We start from the raw sequence: 26536 nt of genomic DNA on the forward strand, positions 1-26536 counted from the left end.
AACCCTCCTTAGTCGTCATAACTTTCTAATCTGGCATCAAAATCTTCTTCTGATTCATTAAAACGCATGACATGAATGTCTTCTGGTTCAAAAAATAAACCAACTGCTTGTCCTTCAAGTGGCTTCTTAGTTGAATGCACCACCCATTCATTTCCTTCAGAATCAATACAGAAAATTTCATAATGAACCCCTCTGAATAATAAGGTATCAACTGTCGCTTTTAATTTTCCTTGTTCGACAGGTACTAGGGAAATATCTTCAGGGCGCATTACTACATCAACGGGCTCATTTTCCCTCATACCACTGTCGACACATTCAAATTGTTTTCCGACAAATTCAACTAAGTTATCCTCAATCATAACCCCTTTTACAATATTGCTTTCTCCAATAAAATCCGCTACAAAACGGTTAATCGGTTCATCATAAATATCAGAAGGAGAGCCACTTTGTTCGATTTTCCCATCATGCATAACAAAAATTTCATCACTCATAGCTAAAGCTTCTTCTTGATCATGAGTAACAAAAATAAAGGTAATGCCTAACCGCTTTTGTAGTTCACGTAACTCTGATTGCATGGCTGTTCGCAATTTTAAGTCAAGAGCAGATAAAGGTTCATCCAATAGTAAAATTTCAGGTTCATTTACAAGCGCACGAGCGATTGCCACACGTTGTCTTTGCCCACCAGACATCTCACTGATTTGTCTTTCTTCTAAACCAGATAACTGAACCAAACGTAGAGCTTCACGTACTTTTACATCAATTTGTTCTTTGGGTAATTTTTTGATTTTTAACCCAAATGCCACATTTTCATAAACATCCATATGAGGAAAAAGAGCATAATCTTGGAATACAGTATTTACTTTACGTTTGTTTGCAGGAACTTTATTAATCACTTTTCCATCAAATAAAATTTCTCCAGATGTTGGTTCGCTAAAACCAGCAATCAAACGTAAAATCGTTGTTTTGCCACATCCTGATGGACCTAATAAGGTATAAAATTTTCCTTGTTCGATTTCAAAACTCACTTTTTTTAATACAGTGGTGTCGTCGTATTCTTTCACGACATCTTTAAATTCAATAATTGTGTGACTCATTTTCTCCCACCTTTACTATAAATAAGAATTTGTTGCAACAATGAGGAGTTTGCTAACTCCATCGTGAGCATTAGATATTTGGTGCTGGTTGAGTGCTTGGTAATAAATACTTTCACCTTTTGAAGCAATATAGGTATCTTCACCTATGGTAACATAGATTTTTCCTTGTAACACATAACCAAATGTTTCGGATTGTGATGGTTCAAATTCTTTGTATTCTCCTTTTTTTTCTAGAGTTAATAATATAGGTTCCATTTCATTTTCATTAGAGTCAGAAACTAACCAATTTATTTCATATCCTTTATCTTCATCAAGGTGAATGGTTTGATCTTCTTTAGGATAGACGACTTGTTGTTTTTGATGTTTTTCATCAAAAAATTGTTTTGGAGAAACACCTAATACTTCTAAAATGGAGAAAAATGTCTCTAGAGAAGGGGAGCTTAAATCTCGTTCTAATTGAGAAATGTATCCTTTTGTGAGATCTGTTCGTTCTCCTAATTCTTCTTGTGTTAAATTTTTTTGTATTCGTAAGTTTTTAATTTTTTTCCCGATAAGTATGGTCAACACCTCCAGTCTAATAGTTTATATATACTAAACTTAAAATGATAGATGTTTATTTATATTAAACTTTTAGTTTACTTTCTGATGGTAGTATACAAGATGATTTTCAACAAATCAATTCATTTTTTTGATATCCCAATTTGTTGTTTTTTTATGATAAACTAAGTGTATTAAAGAGATGAGGAGACGATGTAAATGATGGATAAAACATTCAAAGCACTTATTGTTAGTGAAAAAGATGATAGCATTATCTCAAGTATAGAAGATTGGTCAGTTGACAGATTATCAGAAGGAGACACACTGGTTGAAGTTGAGTATTCAGCGATAAATTATAAAGATGCCTTAGCAACGATAAAAAATGGGGGAGTTATTCGGTCATATCCTATGATTCCTGGTATCGATTTTTCAGGAACTATTATAGAAACAACTCACGAAGGATTATCTGTTGGCGATAGAGTAGTTGTAACTGGTCAAGGGACAGGGGTAAGTCACACAGGAGGTTTTAGTGAAATAGCACGTATTCCAGGTGAATGGATTCAAGTTGTGCCACAAGATTTAGATTTAAAAGTAGCTGCGTTTGTTGGGACAGCTGGAATAACAGCCGCTCAAGCGATTCATCGTCTAGAATCTGTTGGTTTAGGTGAAAACAAAGAGTCCAGTATTTTAATAACCGGAGCAACAGGTGGAGTTGGAAGTATGGCGATTAATTCATTAAAAGCTAAAGGATTTAACAATATCACCGCATTAACACGCAAAAAATCGACGGATTATTTGGATTCTTTAGGCGTACAACATATTATTAGTACCGAAGAAATACTTGAAAATACTCGTCCATTACAAAAACAATTATTTGATTATGTCATTGATACGATTGGTGGGGCAACACTAGAAGCAATACTACCTAAAATTTCATACGGTGGGGGAATTTCTCTATGTGGAAATGCAAGCGGTATTAAATTTAGCACGACAGTTTTACCGTTTATCTTACGCGGTGTAACCATGTTCGGAATTGATTCAGTTCAATTAACAACAGAAGAAAAATCTGCGTTATGGGATACAATTAAAGACAGTATCACAAAAGAGATGATTGACGCGACTATAGCTAATGAAATCTCGTTAGAGGATATCGTTCCAGTGACGAAACAATTATTAGAAGGAACGCATTCAGGAAGAACGATTGTTAAAATTAAATAATAAAAAAGGTGGAGCAAAATTAATTGCTTCACCTTTATTTGGTTAGAAAGCTAAACTATTTGGTTTTACGTCTGCTGGAATTGGATTCACGTAAGGCGTTACATCTGTTATATTTTTTAGCTCAGCCTTCGCTTGATCAATATACTCAGGTTCTTCAAGCACTTTAACAGCTGTTGCTGCCATGATTTTAGCTGCTTGAATCATTCCTTTTTTAGCGATACCACTTTTTCCGTTTGTAACCCATTGCCATGTATGCATGGCGGTATTTTGAACTTCTGTTGCAACGATACATTGAACCGTTGGGACAATCCAACTGACATCTCCTACATCAGATGAACCAGGAAGGGTAACGTTAGTTAATACCTCATTGAATGGATAAACATAGTCAGCTAATACTTTACCCACATTTTCTTTTAAGACTTTTTGTTCAACAGGTGTAGCCGGTGGAACCATCCTAAATTGTTTTTCTTCTTCAGTTAATGTATCATGAATTGCTTTAGCAAATACTTGATCTTCCTCATCAAATTCCGGTCCACCATAATGCATCATCACGTCTCCCATAATGCGAGAGTACACAACGTTTGGAATATAGTTTGAACAAGCTTTGTCGAAATGTACGGTTACTTCTGTTTCAGTCATAAGAGCCGCGCCTTCTGCAATTTTACATAAACGATCATAAATTTCTTTTGCTTGGCTTCCTTTTGGTGCACGAATTAAATATAAAAGTTTTGCATGATCTTGGACAACACTAGGAGCTACACCCCCAGCATCCATATACGCATAGTGATATCTTGCTTCTGGTGTCACATGTTCACGAAGGTAATTTCCACCGACATTCATCAACTCACAAGCATCAAGTGCACTACGTCCCATGTCTGGAGCATTTGCAGCATGAGCTGATTTTCCTTTAAACTCAAAAGCTGCTTGGATATTAGCTAGTGTTTTTACACCCCAAATGGCATTATCTGTTCCTGGATGCCAACAAATCGCCATATCTAATCCATCAAAAGCACCAGCTCTTGCCATAAATGTTTTTCCAGATCCGCCTTCTTCAGCAGGACAACCAAAATATTTAATTTGCGCAGGGATATTGTGCTCTGTAATATAATCTTTGGTCGCAATTGCAGCAGCAAGTGAAGCTGTACCAAGTAAATTATGTCCACAGCCATGTCCATTTGTGTTTTCTGTATCCGGATTTGCTTCTTTTTGTGTAGAACCTGCTTTTTGAGACATGCTAGGTAGTGCATCATATTCCCCTAAAAATCCAATGACAGGACCTTCATTTCCAAAACTTGCAACAAATGCTGTGTCAATCTCTCCAATATTTGTTTCTATGCTAAATCCTTCTTCTTTTAATACATTAATCAACACGTCTGCTGATTCTTTTTCATGGAATTTTGTTTCGGCAATATCCCAAATTTTATCGCTTGTTTGGAAATAAGTGTGTTGTTTTTGATTAATTAATGTTTCAATTTGTTTATACATATAGTATATCCTCCTAATATTCAATGATTACATAAATAGTGTGATACCATAAGATAGAGCAATAGAAAGTGCGGTTATAATTATTCCTGGTATGATGAAACTAAAGACCTTAGTCCGCCCAGTTCTATCTAATTCAACTGCAAGTAACAACGTCGGTTGTGCTGGAATCACAAAGTTAACATTTAGACACTGAACAATAATAATAAGTAACATTGGTGATATCCCTAGTGTCAGTGCTAATGGGAAAATAATTGCTGCAACGGCCGTTTGAGCCCCAATAATCATCGCAACAAACGCACAGATAAAGATGATAACCCAAGGATAGTCAGCTAGTATCTGTCCGACACTTGACACTAAAACAGCTTGATTTTTTGGAGCGCCAAAGATAGTTGAACCAACCCATCCAAGACCTAATACAATTAAGGTTGCTCCTAAAGCGTTAGCAGTAGCTGGAGCATGTAAAATATCTTTTGATTTCACTTTAAAGAGCATGATATTGATTGCAGCAGACAAATACATAAACATCTGAACTAAGTCAGCAGTTGCAATTTTTATTGGTTTTCCATCTACATTATACTCTGGTAAGAGACTGGGAAATAGTCCCAAAATAATAATGGCTAAAACACAGAGTAAGAATACTAATGTAGATTTTTTTGCGGCAGGACTTAACTCTTTTTCTTCATTTTCAATAATTACATCTTCTAGAATTGATTCATCAAACGGCAATTTTTTATTAACAATAGTAAGTAATATACTTAAAATAATAATGGATAATAATGTAGCAGGTAGTGCAATGGACAAATAGGTACCTAAAGATATACCATATGCAGCTAATAATGTTACGACATAAGCAGTGGATGATGATGCTGGACTACAAAGTAATGCCATGTTTGAGGCCAAAACAGATGATATTAAAGCACCTTTTGGATTGACTTTAGATTTTAAAGCAGTTTCTGAAATAATTGGCTCAAGAGATAGTGCAATCATTGCTGTTCCCATACCGAAAACAAACAAGAAACAAACAAGAGGTGCAACTATTGTAATCGCTTTCGGGAAACGTTGGATAATTTTAGTGGCAACGCGAATCATGTAGTCCATTCCACCAGATGCCTGTAATGCTCCACTAGCAATGCCAATTGACATAATAATAAGAACAGCTGTAACAGGTGGAGAAGATGGTGGAAGTTTAAAAATAAACAGCATGATAAATAGGGCAACAATTGCAGAAACACCAGAACCTAATGCACCACCTTTCATCAAACCATAAATAATAGTTGCTATCATGATAGCAATTTCAATTAATAATAAAGCCATTTGAACCCTCCTGATAAATAGAATATAACGTACTGAAAATAAACAACTTATTAAACCTACTTAAAAAAATAATAAAATCGAATACATTTGGATATTATCAATTAAATGTGTCCTAATTATTTATTTTATATGAATTTTATTAGACTTTTTAAACATTAAAACACCATGAGTATTATACCTTCTTTCTTTATATAAAGAATATCCTATTGATATTTTCCATTTAAATGCTTAAAATAAGGTTAAGTTCAGCGGAAATGAAAGTTTCCTTGAAAAATTATTAACTAAATTCATGTTTAGCTAATGATGTCTGCATACTAGTTTTGGTGTGTGGCTTTTTTTGTGTAAAAAGAAGGGTGAGAAGATGGGGAAAGTTAAAAGACATATTTTGTGGATGATTTTTGGATTGATTATCGGAATCTTTGTAGGTATACTTGAATGTATTTTTGGTAAAGTATTATTATTTGTTACAAATATTAGAGTACAATATTTTATGTTTTTTATATTTTTCTTACCGATTATAGGTTTATTTATTAAATGGCTATATCAATCTTATGGCAAGGAAAGTAGTAAGGGAATGACCTTATTGTTTGAAGTAGGGCAGAATAATCGTGATGTAATACCAGTTAGATTGATACCAATTATTACACTTAGTACATGGCTGACTCATTTAGTCGGTGGGAGTGCTGGTAGGGAAGGCGTGGCAATTCAGATTGGTGGAACCTTTACTAATTGGTTTTCTAGACACGTTTGGAAAAAATTTATACCAAGCCATGAAAAAAAACAACAGATGATAATAGTAACAGGAATGGCGGCAGGATTTGCAGGATTATTTCACACGCCGATTGCAGCAACTTTTTTTTCAATGGAAATTTTAGCTGTAGGCTATTTATCAATTGAGTCTCTTCTTTCCGCCAGTGTCGCAGCAGTTACGTCAAGCTATATGTCACAATTTCTTGGTTTAACAGCTTTTTCTACAACAATAGGAACGTATCCAGAATTAACTATCAGATTGATTTTAGTGTTATGCTTATTGGGATGTATCTTTGGTTTAGTGGGACGGTTATTTTCAATTAGTTTAGAAAAAACAAAATTATTCATTCAATCGATACAATGGCCCATTTATAAAAAAATGTTTTTCTTTTCAGTTATTTTAATGGTGGGGTTGATTATTGCTGGACGGGGGAGATATTCAGGGCTTGGTAGCAATTTGATTGAAGCAGCATTTTACCAAGGGACAGTTTATTCATATGATTTTCTGTTAAAATCAATCTTTACTGTTTTCACCTTATCTATTGGTTTTCAAGGCGGGGAAGTGACACCTCTATTTTCGATTGGTGCAACGTGTGGTGTTCTTTTGGCACACTTATGTGGGTTGCCTGTTGAATTTGTCGCATCATTAGGTTTCGCCTCAGTTTTTGCCAGTGCGACCAATACATTAGTTGCTCCATTATTTATTGCAGGAGAAATATTTGGTTTTGAATTATTGCCATATGCATTTTTTGTTATTATTGCTTCTTATTTAATGAATAATAATGACTCAATTTATCCTAATCAAAAAGTGTGACATCGTTATATAACAATGTCACACTTTTTGTTTTCTACCAATAATTCTTACTTCAGTTTCAAGAGAAACATGGAATTTGTCTAGAATAATGTCTTGGATGTATTGAATTAGTGTAATATAATCTGTTGCGGTTGCCTTATTTATATTAACAATAAAACCTGCATGTTTTTCTGAAATTTGTGCTCCACCAATCATGTGTCCTTGTAAACCGGCGTCTTGTATTAATTTTCCAGTAAAATAACCTTCTGGTCGTTTAAAGACACTACCACACGATGGGTATTCAAGAGGTTGTTTTGATTCACGTAAATAGGTTAGTTCATCCATTTTTTCTTTTATTACCGTGTGTTGTCCTTTCTCTAAATGGAAGGTCACGGATAAAACAATTCCTTTTAGAGTTTGGATGATGCTATGACGATAAGAAAATGTCATATCTTCTTTATAAAAGGTCTTTATTGATCCATCTTCTAAAATAACCTCAGCTGAGTAAAAAACATCTGCCAACTCACCACCGTAAGCACCAGCATTCATATATGCCGCTCCTCCGATACTTCCAGGAATGCCACAAGCAAATTCTAATCCAGTTAAGTCATGTTTTAAAGCATCATAAGTCACATCAATAAGTTTTGCTCCCGATTCAGCAACTATTGTTGTATTGTGAATGATGACTTGTTTCATTTGAGTTAACATGATAACAACATCTTTAATGCCACCATCTCGAACGATTAAATTACTGGCATTTCCTAGACAAATCCATTCTAGTCCACTTTTTTGGCAAAAATTAATTAAAGATTGAACCTCTTCTTTGGATGTAGGAAATGCTAAAAAGTCAGCAGGACCACCGGTTTTAGTATATGTATAATGTGATAAAGGTTCATTTGTTAATATAGTTATATTCGGAAATTGTTGAACAATAGTTTGTGTCGTCACGCTAATACCCTCTCTTAGTTAGAATAATTATAGTGGTTTCATTTTAACATAAAATCTATTGAAAAAGTATGATTGCTCATCATATCGTTCTGTTTATAAATCGGATAAAAAGCACAATATTCAGTGCAATTATGATAAAATACAATTATAGATAATTTTAGGAGGACGACTATGAAGTTTATTTCTTGGAATGTCAATGGGTTACGTGCAATTGTGAAAAAGAATTTTTATGAAGACATAAAGCAAATAGATGCAGATATTATTTCACTACAAGAAACGAAATTACAAGAAGGGCAAATTGAAATGGCGTTACCTGGTTATTATCAATATTGGAATTATGCAGAAAAAAAAGGTTATTCTGGTGTGGCTGTTTTCACTAAAATTGAACCTATTTCTGTGAAGAAAGGTATGGGTATTAAGGAGTTTGATGCAGAGGGCCGTTTATTAACGCTTGAATTTGATACTTTTTACTTAGTGAATTGCTATACACCAAATGCACAACCAGAATTAAAACGATTGGATTTTCGTTTGGATTGGGAGGAGCAGTTTAAAAAATATTTAGTAAAGCTAGATGAAGAAAAGCCGATCATTTTATGTGGAGATTTAAATGTTGCTCATGAAAACATCGATCTGAAAAATTGGAAGAATAATCGTAAAAAACCTGGCTTTTCCGATCAAGAAAGAGATGCTTTTACACAATTATTAGATTCAGGATTTATTGACACTTATCGTTATTTTTATCCTAATAAAGAGGGTGCTTACAGTTGGTGGAGCTATCGCTTTAATGCACGAAAAAATAATGCAGGATGGCGTATTGATTATTTTTGTGTGTCAAACAAATTAAAAAATAAATTGAAAAGTGCAGATATTCTATCAACAATATTTGGAAGTGATCATTGTCCAGTTGAACTATTGGTTGATATGAACTAGAAAGGAAAAAATATGTTAAAAAATTGGAAAAAATTAGTTATAATGGGATTCTTGGTATTTGGATTCTTAGGTTTTTCTACGGTAGCTTATTCATCTGGTTCAGATAAGCTTCTTTATGATTTAACTTATGATAAAGAAAGAAATGTTCTAACAGGAAAAACAACACCAAATGCCAATATTTTTCTGACAAATCTTGCTGGATCTATTGTAGCAAATGATAAAGGAGAGTTTGAGGTACCAATTCCTAAAGGAACAAAAGAAGCAATGGTAGGAATGCTAGATGCTGAAGGAGATAAATCAACAGATGTTCGGTATGACTTTGATAAGGGGAAAGTCATTGCTACAGAGGAAACTAAAGAGTCTGAACAAAAGAAAGAGTCTGACGATAAGACCAAAGAAAGTACGGAAGACTCTGGTAAAGTAAGCAGCTCTAATACCGAAGAAACAAGTACGAGTAGCAGTAATAGCAAATCACAAGAAATAGCTAATACAGCTTCTTCTAACCAGAACGAAAAAGAAAGTACTGAAAAAAGTACAAAAACAAAGACAAAACAAGCCCTTTCTATTTTAAAGTGGATACTGGTTATTGTAGCAGTCATTGCTACAGGAGGCGCCGTGTGGTTTTTATGGAAGAAAAAACAGGCATCAAATAAAGTAAAAGCGAAACATTCACGTGAAAAAGAATCATCGAAAGATTCTAGTAAAAAAAGTCAAAAAAAATCAGGGAAAAAAAATTCTAAGAAGAAGTCCTCAAATCGTTCCCAATCTAAAAAAGATTCAACACACGGTAGGAAACAAACACATCATTCCGCCACAAAAAAAGTATCAAATGATAAGAAAAAAAATCAGCCAAAACGCAAAAAGAAAAAAACATCTAAAAGATAAACGAGATTCAACGACTACACTTATGAAGTCGTTGAGTCTTATTTTTTTAAAGTAGTTAAAGTAGTAAGTAGCTCAGTATCGCAATATCAATCAATTCATTTTGTTCAGATAAAAAGGCCTTTTTTTTTATTCCTTCTAGAGAAAATCCCATTTTATCATACAAACGAAGAGCTCTATCGTTACGAGTCTGGACATTTATTTCAATACGTTTAGTGATTTGGTAATCTAAACATAATTGGATTAACTCTTCAATCATGGCAGTTCCTAAACCGAGTCCCCAAAATTCTTTTTTTATAGTAATTCCTAATTCTCCAACATGTTGAAAAGCAGTATCATCATCACTTACAATAGTAGCAACTCCTATAATATCATTATAATTTAAGGCTAATAGAATAAATTGATTAGATGCATTATAAATATAGTCTATTTCATGAGCCATAGTGTCTGGCGACATGTTTAAAGCATGAGGGCTAACAACGAGATAAGGTGTTTCTTGATTAAGTTGGCTAATAGCATTAATTAAATTTTTTGCATCATCAGGTATAGCCTGACGAAGTGTAATATTAAATTCAGTCATTTTTTTGATCCTCTTCTAGTGCAGTCATTAACGCATTAATTTGGTTATAACGCTCAGTTTCACCATAGTTTTCTATAGTGATAAATCTGGTGTCTTCAGAAGTTTTATGAAGTATAATTTCGATAAATGTGTTATCTATTGTATCCTTAATTAATTCTCCCCATTCAATCAAACATACCCCTTCACCATCTAGGTATTCCTCTAATCCTAAATCATCACTTGCCCCTTCTAGGCGATAGACGTCCATGTGGTATAAAGGAAGTCTTCCGTTATCATATTCGCGTATTAGTGTATAGGTGGGACTTTTTATCATTTGTGTAATACCTAAGCCTTTTGCAAATCCCTTTGAAAAAGTTGTTTTACCAGCACCTAATTCTCCAGTTAAAATAAAAACATCTCCTGGCTGTGCTAATTCTGAGAGTCTTTCTCCAAAATATTGAGTATCTGTATCATCTTTTAAATAAAGCGTCATATTAAAGCTCCTTTACTAGTCTTTGTTTGTAAGTATATCGTAGAGTTGAAAAATAAAAAAGGATGTCGAATAATTAAAAACATAGAAAAAATAATATAATATAAAAAATATGACATAATTAAAAAGTGATGGCATTTTTTTAATGTCTTATGGTATATTTAGTTTATATAGTGTTAGTTGTGTGGAATGGAGATTCAAATGAGTGATGTAAGGGATTGTAAGGGAATGTACTCGATTGGAGAGGTAGCAAAAATGTGTAATGTTTCCCGTAAAACATTACGCTTTTATGAAAAGTTAGGTTTAATCATTCCAGATTATGTTAGTGAAAAAAATGGTTACAGGTATTACAAAGAAGAAACGATGAATTTAATTCCTATTATTAAATATTACAAGCAAATGGGTTTTAAATTACAAGAAATGGGTAATGTCCAAAAAACATTGGATAGCTTTTATAAAGAACCAAAATTTTTAACAAAGCAATCAGAGTTAAAAGAAGAAGAACAGCGTATAAAAAATAGTTACTTAGCAATCACAGAATGGGTCGAGTTGTTAAGGGAAGGTTCCATAGCAATCGAAAATAATATTCAAAATGTTAATATAAAATATTTTGATTCCTTTGATTACGTGTACCTAGAACAAGAATTTCATCAAAACTATATGGATGCTGTGATTAATATTCCATGGGTAAATTATTTAGAGACGATTGATTGTCAAATTAGTGGACCGGTGATTTTATATTATGAAAATGGTCAGGAAAAAATGTCTAATGATGCTTCTAAAGTGAAAGTATTACAAAAGCCTGTTAATAATTTATTGTCAAGTGTTCCTACTATGTCATTTGGAGGGAAACTTTTTTTATCAAGTTATCATATAGGAGATTTGTCTCAGATTAATAAACAATATACGAAAATGTTGGATTGGGCAAAAGAAAATAATTATGAATACTCCAACGAATTATATGAGCGTTTTGTTATTGATTATTGGTCAACAATGAATACGGATACATTTGTTGTCGAATTATTAGTACCAGTAACTAAGAAAAAGTAACATCTTTAAGAAGTAATTTTGGCACAAGATCTTTATCTTGAGCTTAAAAATTGCTTCTTTTTTTGTCGTAGTATATGGTAATGAATATCAATTAGTGTGTTATTGAACATAATTTGTCCCTAGGGGAAGGTTTTAAATAGAGTGTTTTACTTTTTTAAAATCATGTATTATAAAAATATATAAACGTTGTAATATAAAGGTTTATGTCCATTTTTTTGAATTTAAAATTGTTATGAGTCAAAAAAAAAATAAAAATATTTGTAGAAAAACATAATACAAAATAGAGTTAAACTAGTTATTTATTTATTTAATGTGAAAAACAACACAATTATCTGTGTTGTTTTTTATTTTTTTATTTAAAGATAAATAATAATGATTAAAAATAAAAAAGCATATAAATTATCATATTTGTGTGTGGGTTAACAGAGTATTCTCAATTACTCTAGTTAACTGAAAAAATAGATCTCAGTAGTACAGGAAGTTTGGTGTATTAGTCATAAAAATGTGTTTGACTCTCACCTTAAGGGGATGTTCTAGATTATAACTATAAACAAAGAAGAAAACGCTTTACACTAGGAGGAAAAAAGATGAAGTACGATGCATTAGGAATGGTGGAAACAAAAGGATTAATTGGTTCAATCGAGGCAGCAGATGCCATGGTGAAAGCAGCAAACGTATCATTAGTTGGTCGTGAATTTGTTGGAGGCGGTATAGTAACAGTTATGGTAAGAGGTGATGTTGGAGCCGTTAAAGCTGCTACAGATGCTGGAGCAAGTGCTGCAGAACGTGTAGGTGAACTTCTTTCTGTACATGTTATCCCTAGACCACATGGTGAAGTTGAAAATATTTTACCATTAAGAAACAACAACTAAATTAAGGGGGTACATTAATGGAAACTCAGAAAAACATGGTATGTTCATCCGCAGATACAAAGATGAACTTAGTGAATAAAAAATTTAGAATGAAAGGGATTACTAATGGATTAATATCAGGTATTACTTATGCCATTTATTCAACTCTTGTTGTGGTAGCTAGTGGTTATGATCCTTTAACCAGTGCAGCTGGTATTTTAGCGGCTCCTTTTGTTTGTTCAGGGTTAAATGATTTTTTTGCCGGAATCTTTTTATTATTTTATAACGCTAAAGAAGGTAGATTAAAAGAAATTATTCGTATGGTGAAAACAAAACCAGGCAAAATGTTAGTCGTTGGATTTTTATTAGGTGGCCCGATTGCAAATGGTGCGTATCTTGTTGGATTAGCATTAGCAGGAGCATACGCTATTCCAATTTCAGCAACTTGTAGTTTGTTTGGCGCATTATTTTCTTGGATCTTTTTAAAACAAAAACCAACACTAAGAATTGTGATAGGTATGATTATTTGTGTATTTGGTGCTATTACAATTAATATGGTGGCTCCAGAAGGCGCACCAAACTTTACACTAGGAATTATTTGTGCATTAGTTGCTGCAGTATGTTGGGGATTAGAAGGTGTGTTTTCAAGTTTTGGTGGCGCGATGATCGACACAGATGTTGCTGTAAATTTACGAGAATTAGTTTCAGGACTTGTAGTGATTATTTTTATTTTACCAATTATTGGTGGAGTAGACTTATTATTTAATACACTATCAGCTTTTACACCAGTTATTTGGTTGATTTTCTCAGGATTAAGTGCAGGGGTTTCATTTTTAACTTGGTATAAAGCAAACGCTATGGTTGGAACGGCCGTTGGAATGTCATTAAATGTTACTTACGCTTTTTGGGGTGTCATATTTAGTGTTCTATTTTTAGGAGATACACTGACACCAACGATGATTGTTGGATCGATTTTAATTGTTATGGGAGCTATTTTAGTGACAATGAACCCACTTGATTTATTCAGAAAGGGGGAAGCGTAATATGCTTTTACCTGCAAGAACAGCTGTTTTAAATCAAATGTACGATAGAAAAAAATATAATGTCCAAGAAGTGATGGCACAATTGAAATCACAATATGGTGAAGAAAAACAATTTAATCAAAGGTTGTTTTCAGAACACCTTATGGCACTTGAAGCCAATGGTTTAGTTGAGTTAGATAGTTATAATCTTGATGGAAATGATGAGTTATTGATGTATTACATCATTACTGAAGAGGGAAGAAAAACAGTGGATAAATATGTTAATAAGGCATACAGATAATGTTTTCTAATAACTTGTGAATTGGATAATAAGGGGGATTGAATTTGGTATACAGAGGCCAAGAAGCGTTAGGTTTAGTCGAAACAATCGGCTTAGTGCCTGCATTAAAAGCATGCGATGAAATGTTAAAGGCAGCCAACGTTGAATTAATTTCATATGAAAATATCGGATCGACATTAGTTACTATCATGGTTAAAGGTGATGTGGCGGCTGTTGAGAGTGCAGTAGAAGCTGGGGCAAGAGCGGCGAAAGAAATTGGGACACTGACAGCACATAACGTCATGCCAAGACCTATTGAAGCAATCGGAAAAATTGTATCGGTTCACAGTATTGATGGATAAAGAGGAGGGGATGCAGATGCAAAGTTTTGAAGCAATTGGCGCAATCGAAACATTTGGTTTGGTATTTGTACTAGAAGCGTGTGATGCCATGTGCAAAGCGGCAGATGTTGAGTTAGTCGGATATGAAAATGTTGCATCAGGGTATATTTCAGTCATTGTAAAAGGTGACGTTGCTGCGTGTAAAGCAGCAGTAGAAGCTGGAACATCAGCAGTAGAAAAACTAGGAGCGGAAGTTTATAGCTCGGTAGTGATTGCTGGACCACATATGGATTTAAATAAAATCATTCAGTATTATCAATTACTTGATGAACCGCTTCAAGAGGAGGGAGCTGCTGTTTAGATGAGTAGAGCAGACAAAGATCTGTTATCAATCCAAGAAGCAAGAATTCTTGTAGAAAACGCAAGGAATGCTCAATTTTTAGTTAAAGATTATAAGCAAAGTTACTTAGATAAAATCATTAATCAATTAATAGATGATATAACAATTGAGTTAGCACACTTTGTAGACATGGAAGTCAATGAAACAAAACGTGGGTGTAAAAAAGACAAGGAATGGTTATTAAATACTTTTTTATCACAATTAAAAAAAGAGTTACCCGACCAACAGTGTATTGGAGAGCTTTTAAAAGATTCTGCGGGGAATATTTTAAAAGTAGGTGTGCCTTTAGGAGTGGTAGTAGCCTTCCCTTCTGAAAATAATGTCGTCCTAAACACGTTATATAGTCTTATTATCGGCATTAAATCGGGAAATAGTACTATTATTATTCCAGATAATCAAGCCTATCGTACAACCATTCATATTGTAAATGGTGTTAAAGATATTTGTGAAAAATATGGTTTGCCAGTGGGCTGTATCACATGTCTTGAGACCACTTCTGAAAGTGGAATATTAGAAATAGTGACACATAAAAACACTTCTATGATTATTTCGGCCGGAAAAATAACCAACACAACTAACACTCAAAAGCCGATGATTTATGGAGGAACAGGTGGAACACCAGTTTTTATTGAACACACAGCTAATATTTCAAATGCCGTACAGTCAGTGATAGACAGTCGTTCGCTAGATAACGGGATGTTACCAGGTTCAGAACAATATTTAATTGTTGAACAAAGCATCGCGAGTGAAGTGAAAAAACAATTTCAAAAAAAAGGGGCTCATTTTCTATCTGAAGAAGAAGAACATCAGTTGCTTAATCTGTTACAGCCTAAAAATAATGGCATTAATCCTATATGCGTTGGTAAAAATGCTAGAGAATTAGCTAAAATGGCTCATTTTTCTGTTGAAGAAAGTACCAACATTCTAGTATCGGAAAAAAATTATGTGCATGAGCTAGATCCTTTTGTTAATGAAATGAAATGCCCAGTGATTGCTTTTTATTTAGAACCTGATTGGATGCATGCCTGCGAAAAATCGATTCGGTTATTAAGGGAAAAAAATAACGGTCATACGATAGCGATCCATTCAAACAATATAGAAATATTAAACCAATTTGCCTTAAAGAAACCTGTCGGACGAATGATCGTTAATTCACCGTCGTCCTTAGCTAGCATGGGAATTGATTCAACGTTATCAATTTCTTGTTTATTAGGTGGTTTAACAACTGGTAAAGGTATTAGTGCTAAAAACATCACAGCATCAGATTTAACGTATATGCGAGAAATTAGTCACTCAACAAAGTATGTTGAACATACTAGCAGTGTTGAGGAAGAATCACATGAAAAAATGTTAGAAGAGATTTTACGAAAAATTTTAGCTTAAAACATTATGTAAAGTGAGGAATTAAGATGGATATTAAAGAATTTTCAGCTAAATTGGCTGAAGCAACAAAAGAATTAAGTACAGAAGAACAGCAAGCCTTGATGAAGATGTTTGCTTCTGTATCAGATGATATTACAAAAACAGATTCAGTTGATTTAACTTTTGTAAGCGGTAATCACACAGAGATTCCAAATGGTGTTACACCTAGGTTAGAAGCGTTGAAAGAAAATTATTTAAAACAAAAACCGACTATCACAACTCATAAAGCGCGCGTCATGACCGAAATAGCTAGAGAAAATCCTGGAATGCCTAAAAATATTTTGCGTTCAAAATCATTTAAGAAAAGTTGTGAGACAGCACCATTAGTGATTCAAGACAATGAATTAATTGTTGGTGCACCAAATGGCGCACCAAGAGCTGGATCTTTTTCACCAGATATCGCATGGCGTTGGATGGAAGAAGAAATTGATACTATTTCTAGTAGACCACAGGATCCATTTTATATTTCTGATGAAGACAAACGCATCATGAAAGAAGAGTTATTTCCATTTTGGAAAGGCAAATCAATTGATGAATACTGTGAAGATCAATTTAGAGAAGCAGGTGTTTGGGAAATTTCTGGTGAATCATTTGTATCAGATTGCTCTTATCACGCATTAAACGGTGGGGGAGATTCTAATCCTGGTTATGATGTCATCTTAATGAAAAAAGGGATGCTTGATGTTCAAAAAGAAGCGCAAGAACAATTAGATAAATTAAGTTATGACAATCCTGGAGATATCGAAAAAATTTATTTCTATAAATCAATCATTGAAACAGCTGAAGGCGTAATGATTTACGCTCGCCGCTTGTCAGAATACGCAGCACAACTTGCAGCAAAAGAAACGAATCCACAACGTAAAAAAGAATTACAAAAAATTTCAGAAATTAATGCGAGAGTACCAGCTCATAAACCTGAAACATTCTGGGAAGCAATTCAAGCCGTTTGGACCATTGAATCTCTACTTGTTGTAGAAGAAAATCAAACAGGTATGTCAATTGGTCGAGTGGATCAATACATGTACCCATTCTTTAAAAATGATATCGAAACAGGTCGAATGAGTGAATATGAGGCATTCGAATTAGCGGGTTGTATGTTAATTAAAATGTCAGAAATGATGTGGATAACAAGTGAAGGTGGTTCTAAATTCTTTGCTGGTTATCAACCATTTGTCAATATGTGCGTGGGCGGAGTAACTCGTGAAGGCTACGACGCAACCAATGATTTAACTTATTTATTAATGGATGCTGTGAGACATGTAAAAGTGTACCAACCATCATTAGCTTGTCGTATTCATAATCGCTCACCTCGAGAATACTTGAAAAAAATTGTGGATGTTGTTCGTGCTGGAATTGGGTTCCCTGCCTGTCATTTTGATGACACACATATCAAGATGATGTTAGCTAAAGGTGTATCGATTGAAGATGCACGTGATTACTGTTTGATGGGTTGTGTCGAACCGCAAAAAGCAGGAAGACTTTATCAATGGACTTCTACAGCTTATACACAATGGCCAATTTGTATTGAATTAGTATTAAATAGAGGCGTTCCTTTATGGTATGGTAAACAAGTTTGTCCAGATTTAGGCGATGTATCACAATATAAAACATATGAACAATTTGAAGAAGCTGTTAAAGAGCAAATCAAATATGTGACAGAATTATCATCCATCGCAACGGTTATCACTCAACGTGTTCACCGAGATTTAGCACCAAAACCGTTAATGTCAATCATGTATGAAGGTTGTATGGAAAATGGAAAAGATGTATCAAGTGGTGGGGCGATGTATAACTTTGGTCCTGGTGTGGTTTGGTCAGGATTGGCAACGTATGCAGATTCAATGGCAGCTATTAAAAAATTAGTCTTTGAAGAGAAAAAATACACACTTGAAGAACTAAATACAGCACTAAAAGCAGACTTTGTTGGTTATGAACAAGTTAGAACAGATTGCTTAAATGCACCAAAATATGGAAATGATGATGACTATGCAGATTTAATTGCAGCAGATCTTATTCACTTTACAGAAAAAGAACATCGTAAACACAAAACATTATTCTCAGAATTATGTCACGGAACGTTATCTATTTCAAACAACACACCTTTAGGTCAGTTGACAGGAGCATCTGCCAATGGTCGTAAAGCATGGATTCCATTATCAGATGGTATCAGCCCAACACAAGGAGCAGACTTCAAGGGACCTACAGCGATTATTAAATCTGTTTCTAAAATGGCCAATGACACAATGAATATGGGAATGGTTCACAACTTTAAAATTATGTCAGGTATGTTAGATACAGAAGAAGGCGAAAATAGTTTAATTACATTACTTAAAACAGCGAGCGTGTTAGGAAATGGCGAAATGCAATTTAACTACCTTGATAATGAAACCCTTCTAGATGCACAAAGACATCCAGAACAATACCGTGATTTGATTGTTCGTGTGGCAGGATATAGTGCATTCTTCGTTGAATTATGTCAAGACGTTCAAGATGAGATTATCAGCCGTACAATGATAACAAAATTTTAGCAATAAGTTAGAAAAGTGGTGAATCAATTGATAGATTCAGTCGAAAGACAGGTTATGGTTTTTAATATCCAAAAATATAGTCTTTATGATGGACCTGGCATTCGGACGATTGTATTTTTTAAAGGCTGCCCTTTAAGATGTCAATGGTGTGCTAATCCAGAAGGGTTAGAACGAAAATTTCAAGTCATGTATAAAGAAAGTATTTGTAGTGATTGCCATGCTTGTGTGGATGCTTGCCCAGTTGGAATTCATTATATTGATGAAAAAGGAAATCACCAAGTAAATCGTGATATTGCGTGTACAGGATGTCAAGAATGTGTGGCAGTTTGTCCAATGTCTGCGTTGAATATAACAGGTGAGATTCGCTCTATTTCTGAAGTAATGGAAATCATTCATGAAGATGATGAGTTTTATGAACAATCTGGTGGCGGTGTGACATTGAGTGGTGGTGAGTGTACTGCTCAACCAGAAGCAGCACTTGCGTTATTACAAGCATGTAAGACAGACGGCATTAATACAGCAATCGAAACATGTGGACACTCACGAATGGATCGATTGATGGCAATTGCTGATTATGTGGATTTATTTTTATATGATTTAAAACATATGGATCCAGTGAAACATAATAAACTAACAGGTATTAGCAATGAACGAATTTTAGAAAATCTAAAACAATTATTAGAAGATGGGCATGATGTTCATATTAGAATGCCAATGTTGAAAATGATTAATGATAGTAAACCAGAAATTGAGCAGATTATTAATTTCTTATTACCTTACAAAGATTATCCTAACTTCAAAGGCATTGATTTATTACCATACCATAAATTAGGTGTGAATAAATATGGCCAATTAGGTATGGAATATCCAGTAGACGGCGATCCATCATTAACTGATGCGGAGTTAGACCAAATTGAAAGTTGGATTAAAGAGTATGATTTCTTTGTAAAAGTGGTCCGACATTAAGTGATGAGAGTGATTAAAAAGGAGTGAGTTGACTTGTTAGATGATACGGTTAAACGAGTAATAGAAGAATCTGTCCCAGGAAAACAAGTCACCTTAGCTCATGTGATAGCTTCTCCCATAGAAGAAATTTATGAGTCTCTAGGTATTGAAAATGAAGGAGCCATTGGTATTTTGACTATTTCTCCTTTTGAAACAGCAATTATCGCAGCAGATATTGCAGGAAAAAGTGCCGATGTACAAGTTGGGTTTTTGGATCGTTTTACAGGATCTGTCTTGATTTCTGGAGATGTTCAAAGTGTAGAGGAAGCTTTGCAAACAGTGGTCAATACACTGAAGCAAACATTGAACTATGAAGTTGTTAAGGTGACACGAACATGAAAAAACGTGTGCTTATTATAGGACCTAAAAATAGTGGGACAAGAGTGATTGCTCAAGGGATTGAACAATCACAAACACCGATAAAAAAAGTAGCTAATGTATTATATACCGATAAAACGATTATTGTACCTAATACTTATTTAGAAAGTCCGTGGATGCATAAGCACATTATTGCATTGCAACAATCAGCTAGCTACGCATTATTCTTAGTCCCTATACAATGTAAGAAAATAAGTTACCCACCTAATTTTTCAAAGGTTTTTCGCGTACCAGTTATGGGGATTATCACAAGTGTGGGTGATGAGTTTTCAAAAAAAGAACAACAATATGCTAGAACCGTGATTGAAAAAATAGGGTTGTCATCAAACTGGTGTCAGCTTAATTTAGAAACAGAATTTGATTTAGAAGACATGATTCAAATACATAGTAAAAAATAAATTGTTAGAAAGGAGGTGTTACGTTGTTAAATGAATTTCAAGTCGCAACCCATATTATTTCAGGAACAGATTCTTTAAGTGAATTACAAAATCTTTCCTTAAAAAAAGTATTAATAGTGTGTGATCCTTACATGGTAAACAGTGGAAAAGTAGAAATAATGACGAGCCTGTTTGTGGAAAGTGGTGTCGAATACACGATTTTTTCAGATATATCTCCAGATCCAACGATTGATATTGTAACAAAAGGATTGGTCTCTACGTTATCTTTCGAGCCAGATAGTATCGTTGCTCTTGGTGGAGGTTCTGCAATGGATGCAGCCAAAGCCATTCGTTATATTTATCAAATGATTAAGCAAACACTTGATGTATCACTGGTTTGTATTCCAACAACAAGTGGAACTGGGAGCGAAGTCACATCATTTTCAGTGATATCTGATCCATCAACGGATAGTAAGTATGCGTTAGTAGATAAAAAAATGATTCCAAACGTTGCCATATTAGATCCAAAAATTGTGTTAACAGTCCCTAAAAACATTACGGCAGATACTGGTATTGATGTGTTTACTCATTGTATTGAAGCTTTAGCCTCAACTAAAGCAAATGACTTTACCGATGCCAATAGTGAAAAAGCAATCAAGATTATTTGGAATGATTTAGTTAAGGCATACAATGATGGAGATAACTTAATCGTAAGAGAGATGATTCATAATGCCTCTTGTTTAGCTGGAATTGCATTTAATGAAGCCTCTTTAGGAATATGTCATAGTTTAGCTCATGCTTTAGGTGGAAAATTTCATATCCCACATGGACGAGCGAATGCGCTGTTATTACCTCATGTTATTGCTTATAACGCAGAACTTGATAATGATTTTGAAACATCTAATTTAGAGACGTACTATCAAATAGCAAATGTTTTAGGGGTACGATCTGGTACGAAAAAATCTACAGTCTATGCTTTTATTTCTAAACTACAACGGTTAATGAAACAACTAGACTTACCTCAAACTATTGAAGAATTTGAGATTGATAAAGATGATTTTATCTCAGCTATTCCTGAGATGGCTCAAAAAGCAATGAAAGACCAATGCACGATAACCAATCCTAGACAACCTCAGCAAGCTGATTTAGAAAATATCTATAGTAAATTGTTGAGAGGTGGGTATTAAATGTATTTTTTTACAGAAAAAGACCTACGTATGATGTATAAAAAAAAAGCATTTAATCAATTTGTTTTAGAGAAACATCAAAAATTAACACCAGAAGCAAAACAATTTTTATCAGATCGAAAAATTGATGTGACGATTAAAAAAGAAAAAGATATCGTAAACAATGAGCCTGAATCAGTGAAACAAGCAACTAATACAGAATGGATTGGCTATAAAGAAGTTCTTTCCTCAGAAATATTAGAAGCCTATTTTCTTGGTGAAAAAATTAAACATAAGATAACGCATCGTATATTATTACTTGAAACATCAATTAATCATATGCTGTCGCAAGAAGAAAAATCAAAAGAAACATCTGATGATCGTTTTCCTGTATGCGAGAATGTGTCTTCTTATGTGGTTAATTTGGAAGGGCCACTACTAGTAAAATTACAAAAAGTCTATGGGTTACTTTGTTTGATGGCTCGAACATTTCCTGAATTTAGTCATGGGTTTAGAGAAGTGATACGCGAGCTGGTAGACATAGTTGACACGATAGTTGGAGGTATAGATGACAAACGAAATGACATTACATTGTAATAAGTTTATCGAAACATTTGAAACGGTTATTAAAACACCTAAAAAAAGTAAGTCTGACATCTATTATACAGGAGTCGATTTAGGAACGGCTTGCATAGTTTTGGTGGTTTTAGATAGTGACTATCAGCCTGTTGCAGGTGCTTATCAATACGCCAATGTTGTAAGAGATGGAATGGTAGTTGACTATGTAGGTGCTGTAGATATCGTCAGTGAATTAAAACAAGATTTAGAAAAAAAACTTGGAACCACACTTGTTTATGCAGCAGCATCACTACCACCAGGAACAGATGATTTAGATGGTGGTGCGATTAAAAATGTGGTTCAAAGTGCAGGGTTTGAATTAACCAAGGTATTAGATGAGCCAACAGCTGCCAATCAGTTATTAAATATAACTGATGGCGCTGTGGTTGATATTGGTGGAGGAACAACTGGAATTGCTATTTTAGAAAATGGAAAAGTAGTGAAAGTAGCCGATGAAGCAACAGGTGGAACACATTTATCACTTGTGATTGCTGGGAATTATAAATTTAATTTTGAACAAGCCGATAAATACAAACGAAATGAAGCGCATCATGATGAATTACTGATCGTGGTAAAACCTGTTATTCAAAAAATAGCATCCATTATTTCAAATCAAATTAATGGTTATAAAGTTAATGCTATCTATCTTGTAGGAGGTACTGCTTGCTTAAAAGGAATCGAGACAATTATTGAAAAAGAAACAGGGATAAAAACAATTAAGCCCATTAATCCTATGTTTGTAACACCCATAGGAATTGCGTTGAGTTGTACTAATCAAGTTATGTAAGGAGGCACAAAAATGGATTGTCGAATTATTAAATCACCAGGTGAGAACACAATGGCTATTTTAAATAGACGAAAAAGTTCAAAAGAAAAATTAGAAAAACCAGGTGCTGTCGGTTTAGTACAAGGAAAATTGATTGAGATGGTTTGCGCCACAGATGTGGCTGAAAAAGCAGTTGGCGTGACGATTGAAGACATTCGTGGAAGTTGTCCTCAAAACATGATTTTATTAGCTATATTTGGTGATACAGCCTCCGTTGTCGCTGCGATTGATGAGATTAAACGAAGAGAGAAGAATAACGAATGGTAACGGCAACCTTAATAGATAATATATGGGCAACACGCAAATCGGATAAGTTACAAGGACTTAAGTTAATGCTCGCTCAAATTAATGGAGGCGTTAAAGACGGTGAGATAATGGTTGTATGTGATGTTATTGGAGCTGGAATTGGTGATCGAGTTATTATTGCAACAGGGACAGCAGCTAGACGTATGTTAGAAGATGATTTGATTCCTGTTGATGCAGCAGTCATTGGTATTATCGATGAAAGCTGTGAGTCTGTATAAAGAGAGTGTGACAAAATGAAAAAATTGATTTGTGCCAGTGATGTTGAATCACTTCATGAAGAGAATAAACGAGTCATTCCTATATCAGAGAATACGATTGTAACCCCTTCAGCACATGATTTAGCTGAAGAATATGCTATGACATTTAAAGTTGAAAAAGAAACATTGGATTTACCAGACCTGATGACTGGTGAGTGGAGTAAGGAATCACTCGTGATCTTATTAAAAAGTTTACTAACAGGGGATCTCTTAACACCATTTATTCTTGAAAAAGACTCAAGTGGAATAGAAATTATAAAAAAAGAGAGCATCAAATCACAAGAATTTCCGACAAAAGAAGAGGGTGTTACTTGTCAAACAGTGATGCACTCAACTGATGGGACAGCAGTTATTGAATTATTATCTTTAGAAGATACTCACTTTATTGAACAACAACTAGAGGAGTCTTTCTATTATGTTATTTCTGGTGAATTTGATACCACTTTGAATGAAGGAAAGACAAATTTAACCATAGGTGACTTATTACATATTCCTAAAAATGAAGTCATTGATTGGAAGATTATCAAGAAAACAATGGTACTTAAAATACAACTAAAAGGATGTGTTAACTGATGAATGACTCTCTTGGAATGATTGAAACAAAAGGTCTTTTGGCAACTATTGTGGCATCAGACACGATGTTAAAGTCAGCTGACATTCATCTAGTTGGCGTGACAAAAGTAGGCGGTGGGTTAACCTCTATTTTAATTAAGGGTGATGTTTCGGCAGTAACCACAGCTGTGAGTGCTGCTGAATCGAATCTTTCATATTTATCACTTGATTCATTAGTTTCATCTCATGTGATAGCTAGGACAGAAGTGGATACTCACTTTTTTATAGATGAGAAAGAGCCTGTTGTAATCGATAGTGAGAATATCGAAGAAGTGATAGATAATGATGGATTCATTAGTGAAGATGAGTTGATGACACCTTTAGAGATTGAAGAAAAAATAGAAAACACATTAGATCTTGCCTTTTTAGAATTAGAGCAGATTACTTACCAAAATAAAGAGGAGCTAGTCAGTCAATTGACTCAAATGAAAGTAGTCGATTTGAGAAAACTAGCCAAACATCAAATAGATTTTAGTATCGCTAGAAAAGAACTTTATAAAACAAGCAAAGAAAAATTAGTTGAGGCATTAAGTGAGTTTTTAATAAACAATGAATAGAGGAGTTTGAATGGAAATATTTGATAAAGACTTAAAATCCATACAGGAAGCAAGAGATTTAGCTCGCCAAGGAAAAGTAGCCGCTAATGAGATAGCGACTTTTTCAGAAGAGCAAATTGATCAAATCTTACAAAAAATGGTTCAAGTAATCAGTCAACAATCACCAAACTTAGCACAAAGAGCTGTTGATGAAACAGGTTTTGGAAAAGTAATGGATAAAATGTATAAGAATCATGCGGCATCAACTCTTTTATATGATGAGATAAAACATGAAAAAACAATAGGAATTGTGTCAGAGGATGAAGCCAAAGGAACATTTGATGTGGCTGAACCAGTAGGATTGGTATTAGGAATTATCCCATCAACCAATCCTACATCAACAGTGATTTTTAAATCAATGATTGCAATAAAATCGCGAAATGCTATTGTGTTTTCACCACATCCATCAGCTCTAGACTGCACGAAAAAAACGGCTGAAATGCTAAATCGAGCAGCTGTGTCAGCAGGAGCTCCAGATGGCATTATAAGTTGTTCGACTATTCCAACTATGGCTGGAACAAATGAATTATTACATGCACCTGAAGTCAGTTTAATTATTGCAACAGGTGGACCTGGAATGGTAAAAGCAGCATATAGTTCTGGAAAACCAGCATTAGGTGTTGGAGCGGGAAATTCACCAGCTTACATTGAAAAAACAGCTGATGTTAAAACAGCAGTAGAAAAAATTATTGCGTCTAAAACATTTGATAATGGGACTATTTGTGCATCAGAGCAATCAATAATTTGTGAAAAAGGAAATGAAGCAGATGTTGTTCGTGAGTTTAAAGCACAAGGTGGATACTTTATGACACCAGAAGAAACAGATAAAGTATGTGGCTTATTATTTAAAAATGGTTATGTCATGAATGCCGGATTTGTTGGACGAGAAGCTACAGTAATCGCAGAAGCAGCAGGTATTACTGTTCCGAGTGATACAAAAGTATTGATAGGTCGACAAGAAGGTGTAGGAAAAGGCTACCCATTATCATTTGAAAAACTGACAACTGTATTAGGTTTTTATGTAGTAAATAACTGGGAAGAAGCTTGCCATTTAAGTATTGAACTATTACAAAATGGTATTGGACATACTATGAGTATCCATACGAATGACAAAGACATGGTAATGAAGTTCGCAGCAAAACCTGCCTCAAGAATTTTAGTTAACACTGGAGGTAGCCAAGGTGGAACAGGTATCTCAACTGGATTACCCATTTCATTTACATTAGGCTGTGGAACCTTTGGTGGAAGTTCTGTTTCTGAAAATGTCGGGCCAAAACATTTATTAAATATTAAAAAAGTAGCGTATGGATTAAAAGATGTTCGAACACTAGTCAGTGATGATAAAACATTTAACCCATATACGAATGAATGCTCTAAAGAAGAAATAACTTGTCACACAAGTAGAGAAAAACAAGAGATAAAAGATGTTTCTGAAAGTGATTTGGAAACATTGACTAAAGTGGTTCGACAAATATTATCAACCATGGACTAATTAAAGAGA

At 34.3% G+C, this 26536-nt stretch carries 30 protein-coding genes; 23 read left to right on the plus strand and 7 right to left on the minus strand.

Going from position 1 to position 26536, the window contains the following annotated elements:
- Positions 1-8 precede the first annotated feature (8 nt).
- Positions 9-1094 carry an ABC transporter ATP-binding protein gene (locus tag MN581_RS04080; protein WP_117972424.1) on the minus strand — a complete coding sequence of 362 codons (1086 nt, stop codon included), beginning with the start codon at positions 1092-1094 and terminating at the stop codon, positions 9-11.
- A 15-nt stretch (positions 1095-1109) separates the two neighbouring features.
- Positions 1110-1652, minus strand: coding sequence for an XRE family transcriptional regulator (locus MN581_RS04085; protein WP_071457808.1), 543 nt, complete (start codon positions 1650-1652; stop codon positions 1110-1112).
- Positions 1653-1850: 198 nt separating this feature from the next.
- On the opposite strand from MN581_RS04085, the gene MN581_RS04090 reads away from it, so the two are divergent.
- Positions 1851-2849: a YhdH/YhfP family quinone oxidoreductase gene (locus tag MN581_RS04090; protein WP_233519154.1), complete on the plus strand. Its 999-nt coding sequence runs from the start codon at positions 1851-1853 to the stop codon at positions 2847-2849.
- Between the two features lie 42 nt (positions 2850-2891).
- Here the strand turns inward: MN581_RS04090 and MN581_RS04095 are convergent, their stop codons facing one another.
- Positions 2892-4334, minus strand: coding sequence for a M20 family metallopeptidase (locus MN581_RS04095; protein ID WP_117972425.1), 1443 nt, complete (start codon positions 4332-4334; stop codon positions 2892-2894).
- Positions 4335-4361: 27 nt separating this feature from the next.
- Positions 4362-5648 carry an anaerobic C4-dicarboxylate transporter family protein gene (locus MN581_RS04100; protein ID WP_241699257.1) on the minus strand — a complete coding sequence of 429 codons (1287 nt, stop codon included), beginning with the start codon at positions 5646-5648 and terminating at the stop codon, positions 4362-4364.
- 361 nt (positions 5649-6009) lie between these two features.
- Between MN581_RS04100 and MN581_RS04105 the strand changes: the two genes are divergently transcribed.
- A complete protein-coding gene (locus MN581_RS04105) occupies positions 6010-7212 on the plus strand; it encodes a chloride channel protein (RefSeq protein WP_241699258.1) in 1203 nt (400 codons plus the stop codon).
- Between the two features lie 18 nt (positions 7213-7230).
- Here MN581_RS04105 and murB read toward each other — a convergent pair whose 3' ends face one another.
- The gene (murB, locus tag MN581_RS04110; protein ID WP_241699259.1) at positions 7231-8139 is read right to left on the minus strand and encodes a UDP-N-acetylmuramate dehydrogenase; all 909 of its coding nucleotides are present in this window, start codon (positions 8137-8139) and stop codon (positions 7231-7233) included.
- Positions 8140-8310: 171 nt separating this feature from the next.
- Here murB and MN581_RS04115 point away from each other — a divergent pair, with 171 nt between their 5' ends.
- Positions 8311-9069, plus strand: coding sequence for an exodeoxyribonuclease III (locus tag MN581_RS04115; RefSeq protein ID WP_241699260.1), 759 nt, complete (start codon positions 8311-8313; stop codon positions 9067-9069).
- Positions 9070-9081: 12 nt separating this feature from the next.
- On the plus strand, positions 9082-9954 hold the full coding sequence (locus tag MN581_RS04120) for a hypothetical protein (protein ID WP_241699261.1): 873 nt from the start codon (positions 9082-9084) through the stop codon (positions 9952-9954).
- 55 nt (positions 9955-10009) lie between these two features.
- On the opposite strand, the gene MN581_RS04125 is transcribed toward MN581_RS04120, so the two are convergent.
- Entirely contained in the window at positions 10010-10531 is a 522-nt protein-coding gene (locus MN581_RS04125) for a GNAT family protein (protein ID WP_117972431.1), read from the minus strand.
- The gene (gene tsaE, locus MN581_RS04130; RefSeq protein ID WP_117972432.1) at positions 10524-11003 is read right to left on the minus strand and encodes a tRNA (adenosine(37)-N6)-threonylcarbamoyltransferase complex ATPase subunit type 1 TsaE; all 480 of its coding nucleotides are present in this window, start codon (positions 11001-11003) and stop codon (positions 10524-10526) included. The genes MN581_RS04125 and tsaE overlap by 8 nt, the downstream gene beginning before the upstream one ends.
- Before the next feature lie 198 nt (positions 11004-11201).
- Between tsaE and MN581_RS04135 the strand changes: the two genes are divergently transcribed.
- The 19 genes from MN581_RS04135 (at position 11202) to MN581_RS04225 (ending at position 26527) form a co-directional block, all read left to right on the plus strand.
- Entirely contained in the window at positions 11202-12050 is an 849-nt protein-coding gene (locus MN581_RS04135; RefSeq protein ID WP_117972433.1) for a MerR family transcriptional regulator, read from the plus strand.
- Positions 12051-12637: 587 nt separating this feature from the next.
- Positions 12638-12922 carry an ethanolamine utilization microcompartment protein EutM gene (gene eutM / locus MN581_RS04140; protein WP_117972434.1) on the plus strand — a complete coding sequence of 95 codons (285 nt, stop codon included), beginning with the start codon at positions 12638-12640 and terminating at the stop codon, positions 12920-12922.
- A gap of 17 nt (positions 12923-12939) precedes the next feature.
- Positions 12940-13944, plus strand: coding sequence for a DMT family transporter (locus MN581_RS04145; RefSeq protein WP_117972435.1), 1005 nt, complete (start codon positions 12940-12942; stop codon positions 13942-13944).
- A gap of 1 nt (position 13945) precedes the next feature.
- The gene (locus MN581_RS04150) at positions 13946-14224 is read left to right on the plus strand and encodes a hypothetical protein (protein ID WP_117972436.1); all 279 of its coding nucleotides are present in this window, start codon (positions 13946-13948) and stop codon (positions 14222-14224) included.
- Positions 14225-14268: 44 nt separating this feature from the next.
- Positions 14269-14565, plus strand: a complete 297-nt coding sequence (locus MN581_RS04155; RefSeq protein ID WP_117972437.1) for a BMC domain-containing protein — start codon at positions 14269-14271, stop codon at positions 14563-14565.
- Between the two features lie 16 nt (positions 14566-14581).
- Entirely contained in the window at positions 14582-14905 is a 324-nt protein-coding gene (locus tag MN581_RS04160; protein ID WP_117972438.1) for a BMC domain-containing protein, read from the plus strand.
- Positions 14906-16327, plus strand: coding sequence for an aldehyde dehydrogenase family protein (locus tag MN581_RS04165; protein ID WP_117972439.1), 1422 nt, complete (start codon positions 14906-14908; stop codon positions 16325-16327).
- A 26-nt stretch (positions 16328-16353) separates the two neighbouring features.
- Positions 16354-18894, plus strand: a complete 2541-nt coding sequence (gene cutC, locus MN581_RS04170; RefSeq protein ID WP_117972440.1) for a choline trimethylamine-lyase — start codon at positions 16354-16356, stop codon at positions 18892-18894.
- Between the two features lie 15 nt (positions 18895-18909).
- Positions 18910-19860 (plus strand): choline TMA-lyase-activating enzyme, encoded by a 951-nt coding sequence (gene cutD, locus MN581_RS04175; protein WP_255424287.1) that lies wholly within the window; start codon positions 18910-18912, stop codon positions 19858-19860.
- A 33-nt stretch (positions 19861-19893) separates the two neighbouring features.
- Positions 19894-20238, plus strand: coding sequence for a BMC domain-containing protein (locus tag MN581_RS04180; protein ID WP_117972441.1), 345 nt, complete (start codon positions 19894-19896; stop codon positions 20236-20238).
- Positions 20235-20675, plus strand: a complete 441-nt coding sequence (locus MN581_RS04185; RefSeq protein ID WP_241699262.1) for a EutP/PduV family microcompartment system protein — start codon at positions 20235-20237, stop codon at positions 20673-20675. The genes MN581_RS04180 and MN581_RS04185 overlap by 4 nt, the downstream gene beginning before the upstream one ends.
- Positions 20676-20698: 23 nt before the next feature.
- On the plus strand, positions 20699-21841 hold the full coding sequence (locus MN581_RS04190; protein ID WP_241699263.1) for a 1-propanol dehydrogenase PduQ: 1143 nt from the start codon (positions 20699-20701) through the stop codon (positions 21839-21841).
- The gene (locus MN581_RS04195) at positions 21842-22417 is read left to right on the plus strand and encodes a hypothetical protein (protein ID WP_241699264.1); all 576 of its coding nucleotides are present in this window, start codon (positions 21842-21844) and stop codon (positions 22415-22417) included.
- The gene (eutJ, locus tag MN581_RS04200; RefSeq protein WP_117972445.1) at positions 22389-23225 is read left to right on the plus strand and encodes an ethanolamine utilization protein EutJ; all 837 of its coding nucleotides are present in this window, start codon (positions 22389-22391) and stop codon (positions 23223-23225) included. The genes MN581_RS04195 and eutJ overlap by 29 nt, the downstream gene beginning before the upstream one ends.
- 12 nt (positions 23226-23237) lie before the next feature.
- Positions 23238-23531: a BMC domain protein gene (locus MN581_RS04205; RefSeq protein WP_117972446.1), complete on the plus strand. Its 294-nt coding sequence runs from the start codon at positions 23238-23240 to the stop codon at positions 23529-23531.
- On the plus strand, positions 23525-23788 hold the full coding sequence (locus MN581_RS04210; protein ID WP_117972447.1) for a EutN/CcmL family microcompartment protein: 264 nt from the start codon (positions 23525-23527) through the stop codon (positions 23786-23788). The genes MN581_RS04205 and MN581_RS04210 overlap by 7 nt, the downstream gene beginning before the upstream one ends.
- A gap of 15 nt (positions 23789-23803) precedes the next feature.
- The gene (locus MN581_RS04215; RefSeq protein WP_117972448.1) at positions 23804-24400 is read left to right on the plus strand and encodes a hypothetical protein; all 597 of its coding nucleotides are present in this window, start codon (positions 23804-23806) and stop codon (positions 24398-24400) included.
- Positions 24400-24996, plus strand: a complete 597-nt coding sequence (locus MN581_RS04220) for a BMC domain-containing protein (protein WP_117972449.1) — start codon at positions 24400-24402, stop codon at positions 24994-24996. Before MN581_RS04215 ends, MN581_RS04220 begins: the two co-directional genes overlap by 1 nt.
- 10 nt (positions 24997-25006) lie before the next feature.
- Complete coding sequence (locus MN581_RS04225) at positions 25007-26527, plus strand: acetaldehyde dehydrogenase (acetylating) (RefSeq protein WP_117972450.1); 1521 nt, start codon at positions 25007-25009, stop codon at positions 26525-26527.
- The last annotated feature ends 9 nt before the right edge of the window (positions 26528-26536 follow it).

Origin of the sequence: Vagococcus sp. CY53-2, assembly GCF_022604695.1 — a bacterium.
GTDB lineage: Bacteria > Bacillota > Bacilli > Lactobacillales > Vagococcaceae > Vagococcus.

What these genes read in the sequence shown, in the direction of transcription:
- eutJ (WP_117972445.1), top strand. Translation starts at nt 22,389, where the DNA reads ATGACAAACGAAATGACATTACATTGTAATAAGTTTATCGAAACATTT.
- MN581_RS04100 (WP_241699257.1), bottom strand. Translation starts at nt 5,648, where the DNA reads ATGGCTTTATTATTAATTGAAATTGCTATCATGATAGCAACTATTATT.
- MN581_RS04225 (WP_117972450.1), top strand. Translation starts at nt 25,007, where the DNA reads ATGGAAATATTTGATAAAGACTTAAAATCCATACAGGAAGCAAGAGAT.
- MN581_RS04215 (WP_117972448.1), top strand. Translation starts at nt 23,804, where the DNA reads ATGAAAAAATTGATTTGTGCCAGTGATGTTGAATCACTTCATGAAGAG.
- cutC (WP_117972440.1), top strand. Translation starts at nt 16,354, where the DNA reads ATGGATATTAAAGAATTTTCAGCTAAATTGGCTGAAGCAACAAAAGAA.
- MN581_RS04115 (WP_241699260.1), top strand. Translation starts at nt 8,311, where the DNA reads ATGAAGTTTATTTCTTGGAATGTCAATGGGTTACGTGCAATTGTGAAA.
- tsaE (WP_117972432.1), bottom strand. Translation starts at nt 11,003, where the DNA reads ATGACGCTTTATTTAAAAGATGATACAGATACTCAATATTTTGGAGAA.
- MN581_RS04150 (WP_117972436.1), top strand. Translation starts at nt 13,946, where the DNA reads ATGCTTTTACCTGCAAGAACAGCTGTTTTAAATCAAATGTACGATAGA.
- MN581_RS04165 (WP_117972439.1), top strand. Translation starts at nt 14,906, where the DNA reads ATGAGTAGAGCAGACAAAGATCTGTTATCAATCCAAGAAGCAAGAATT.
- MN581_RS04125 (WP_117972431.1), bottom strand. Translation starts at nt 10,531, where the DNA reads ATGACTGAATTTAATATTACACTTCGTCAGGCTATACCTGATGATGCA.
- MN581_RS04210 (WP_117972447.1), top strand. Translation starts at nt 23,525, where the DNA reads ATGGTAACGGCAACCTTAATAGATAATATATGGGCAACACGCAAATCG.
- MN581_RS04090 (WP_233519154.1), top strand. Translation starts at nt 1,851, where the DNA reads ATGATGGATAAAACATTCAAAGCACTTATTGTTAGTGAAAAAGATGAT.
- MN581_RS04105 (WP_241699258.1), top strand. Translation starts at nt 6,010, where the DNA reads ATGGGGAAAGTTAAAAGACATATTTTGTGGATGATTTTTGGATTGATT.
- MN581_RS04160 (WP_117972438.1), top strand. Translation starts at nt 14,582, where the DNA reads ATGCAAAGTTTTGAAGCAATTGGCGCAATCGAAACATTTGGTTTGGTA.
- MN581_RS04145 (WP_117972435.1), top strand. Translation starts at nt 12,940, where the DNA reads ATGGAAACTCAGAAAAACATGGTATGTTCATCCGCAGATACAAAGATG.
- MN581_RS04135 (WP_117972433.1), top strand. Translation starts at nt 11,202, where the DNA reads ATGAGTGATGTAAGGGATTGTAAGGGAATGTACTCGATTGGAGAGGTA.
- MN581_RS04185 (WP_241699262.1), top strand. Translation starts at nt 20,235, where the DNA reads ATGAAAAAACGTGTGCTTATTATAGGACCTAAAAATAGTGGGACAAGA.
- eutM (WP_117972434.1), top strand. Translation starts at nt 12,638, where the DNA reads ATGAAGTACGATGCATTAGGAATGGTGGAAACAAAAGGATTAATTGGT.
- MN581_RS04195 (WP_241699264.1), top strand. Translation starts at nt 21,842, where the DNA reads ATGTATTTTTTTACAGAAAAAGACCTACGTATGATGTATAAAAAAAAA.
- MN581_RS04220 (WP_117972449.1), top strand. Translation starts at nt 24,400, where the DNA reads ATGAATGACTCTCTTGGAATGATTGAAACAAAAGGTCTTTTGGCAACT.
- MN581_RS04120 (WP_241699261.1), top strand. Translation starts at nt 9,082, where the DNA reads ATGTTAAAAAATTGGAAAAAATTAGTTATAATGGGATTCTTGGTATTT.
- MN581_RS04080 (WP_117972424.1), bottom strand. Translation starts at nt 1,094, where the DNA reads ATGAGTCACACAATTATTGAATTTAAAGATGTCGTGAAAGAATACGAC.
- MN581_RS04095 (WP_117972425.1), bottom strand. Translation starts at nt 4,334, where the DNA reads ATGTATAAACAAATTGAAACATTAATTAATCAAAAACAACACACTTAT.
- MN581_RS04205 (WP_117972446.1), top strand. Translation starts at nt 23,238, where the DNA reads ATGGATTGTCGAATTATTAAATCACCAGGTGAGAACACAATGGCTATT.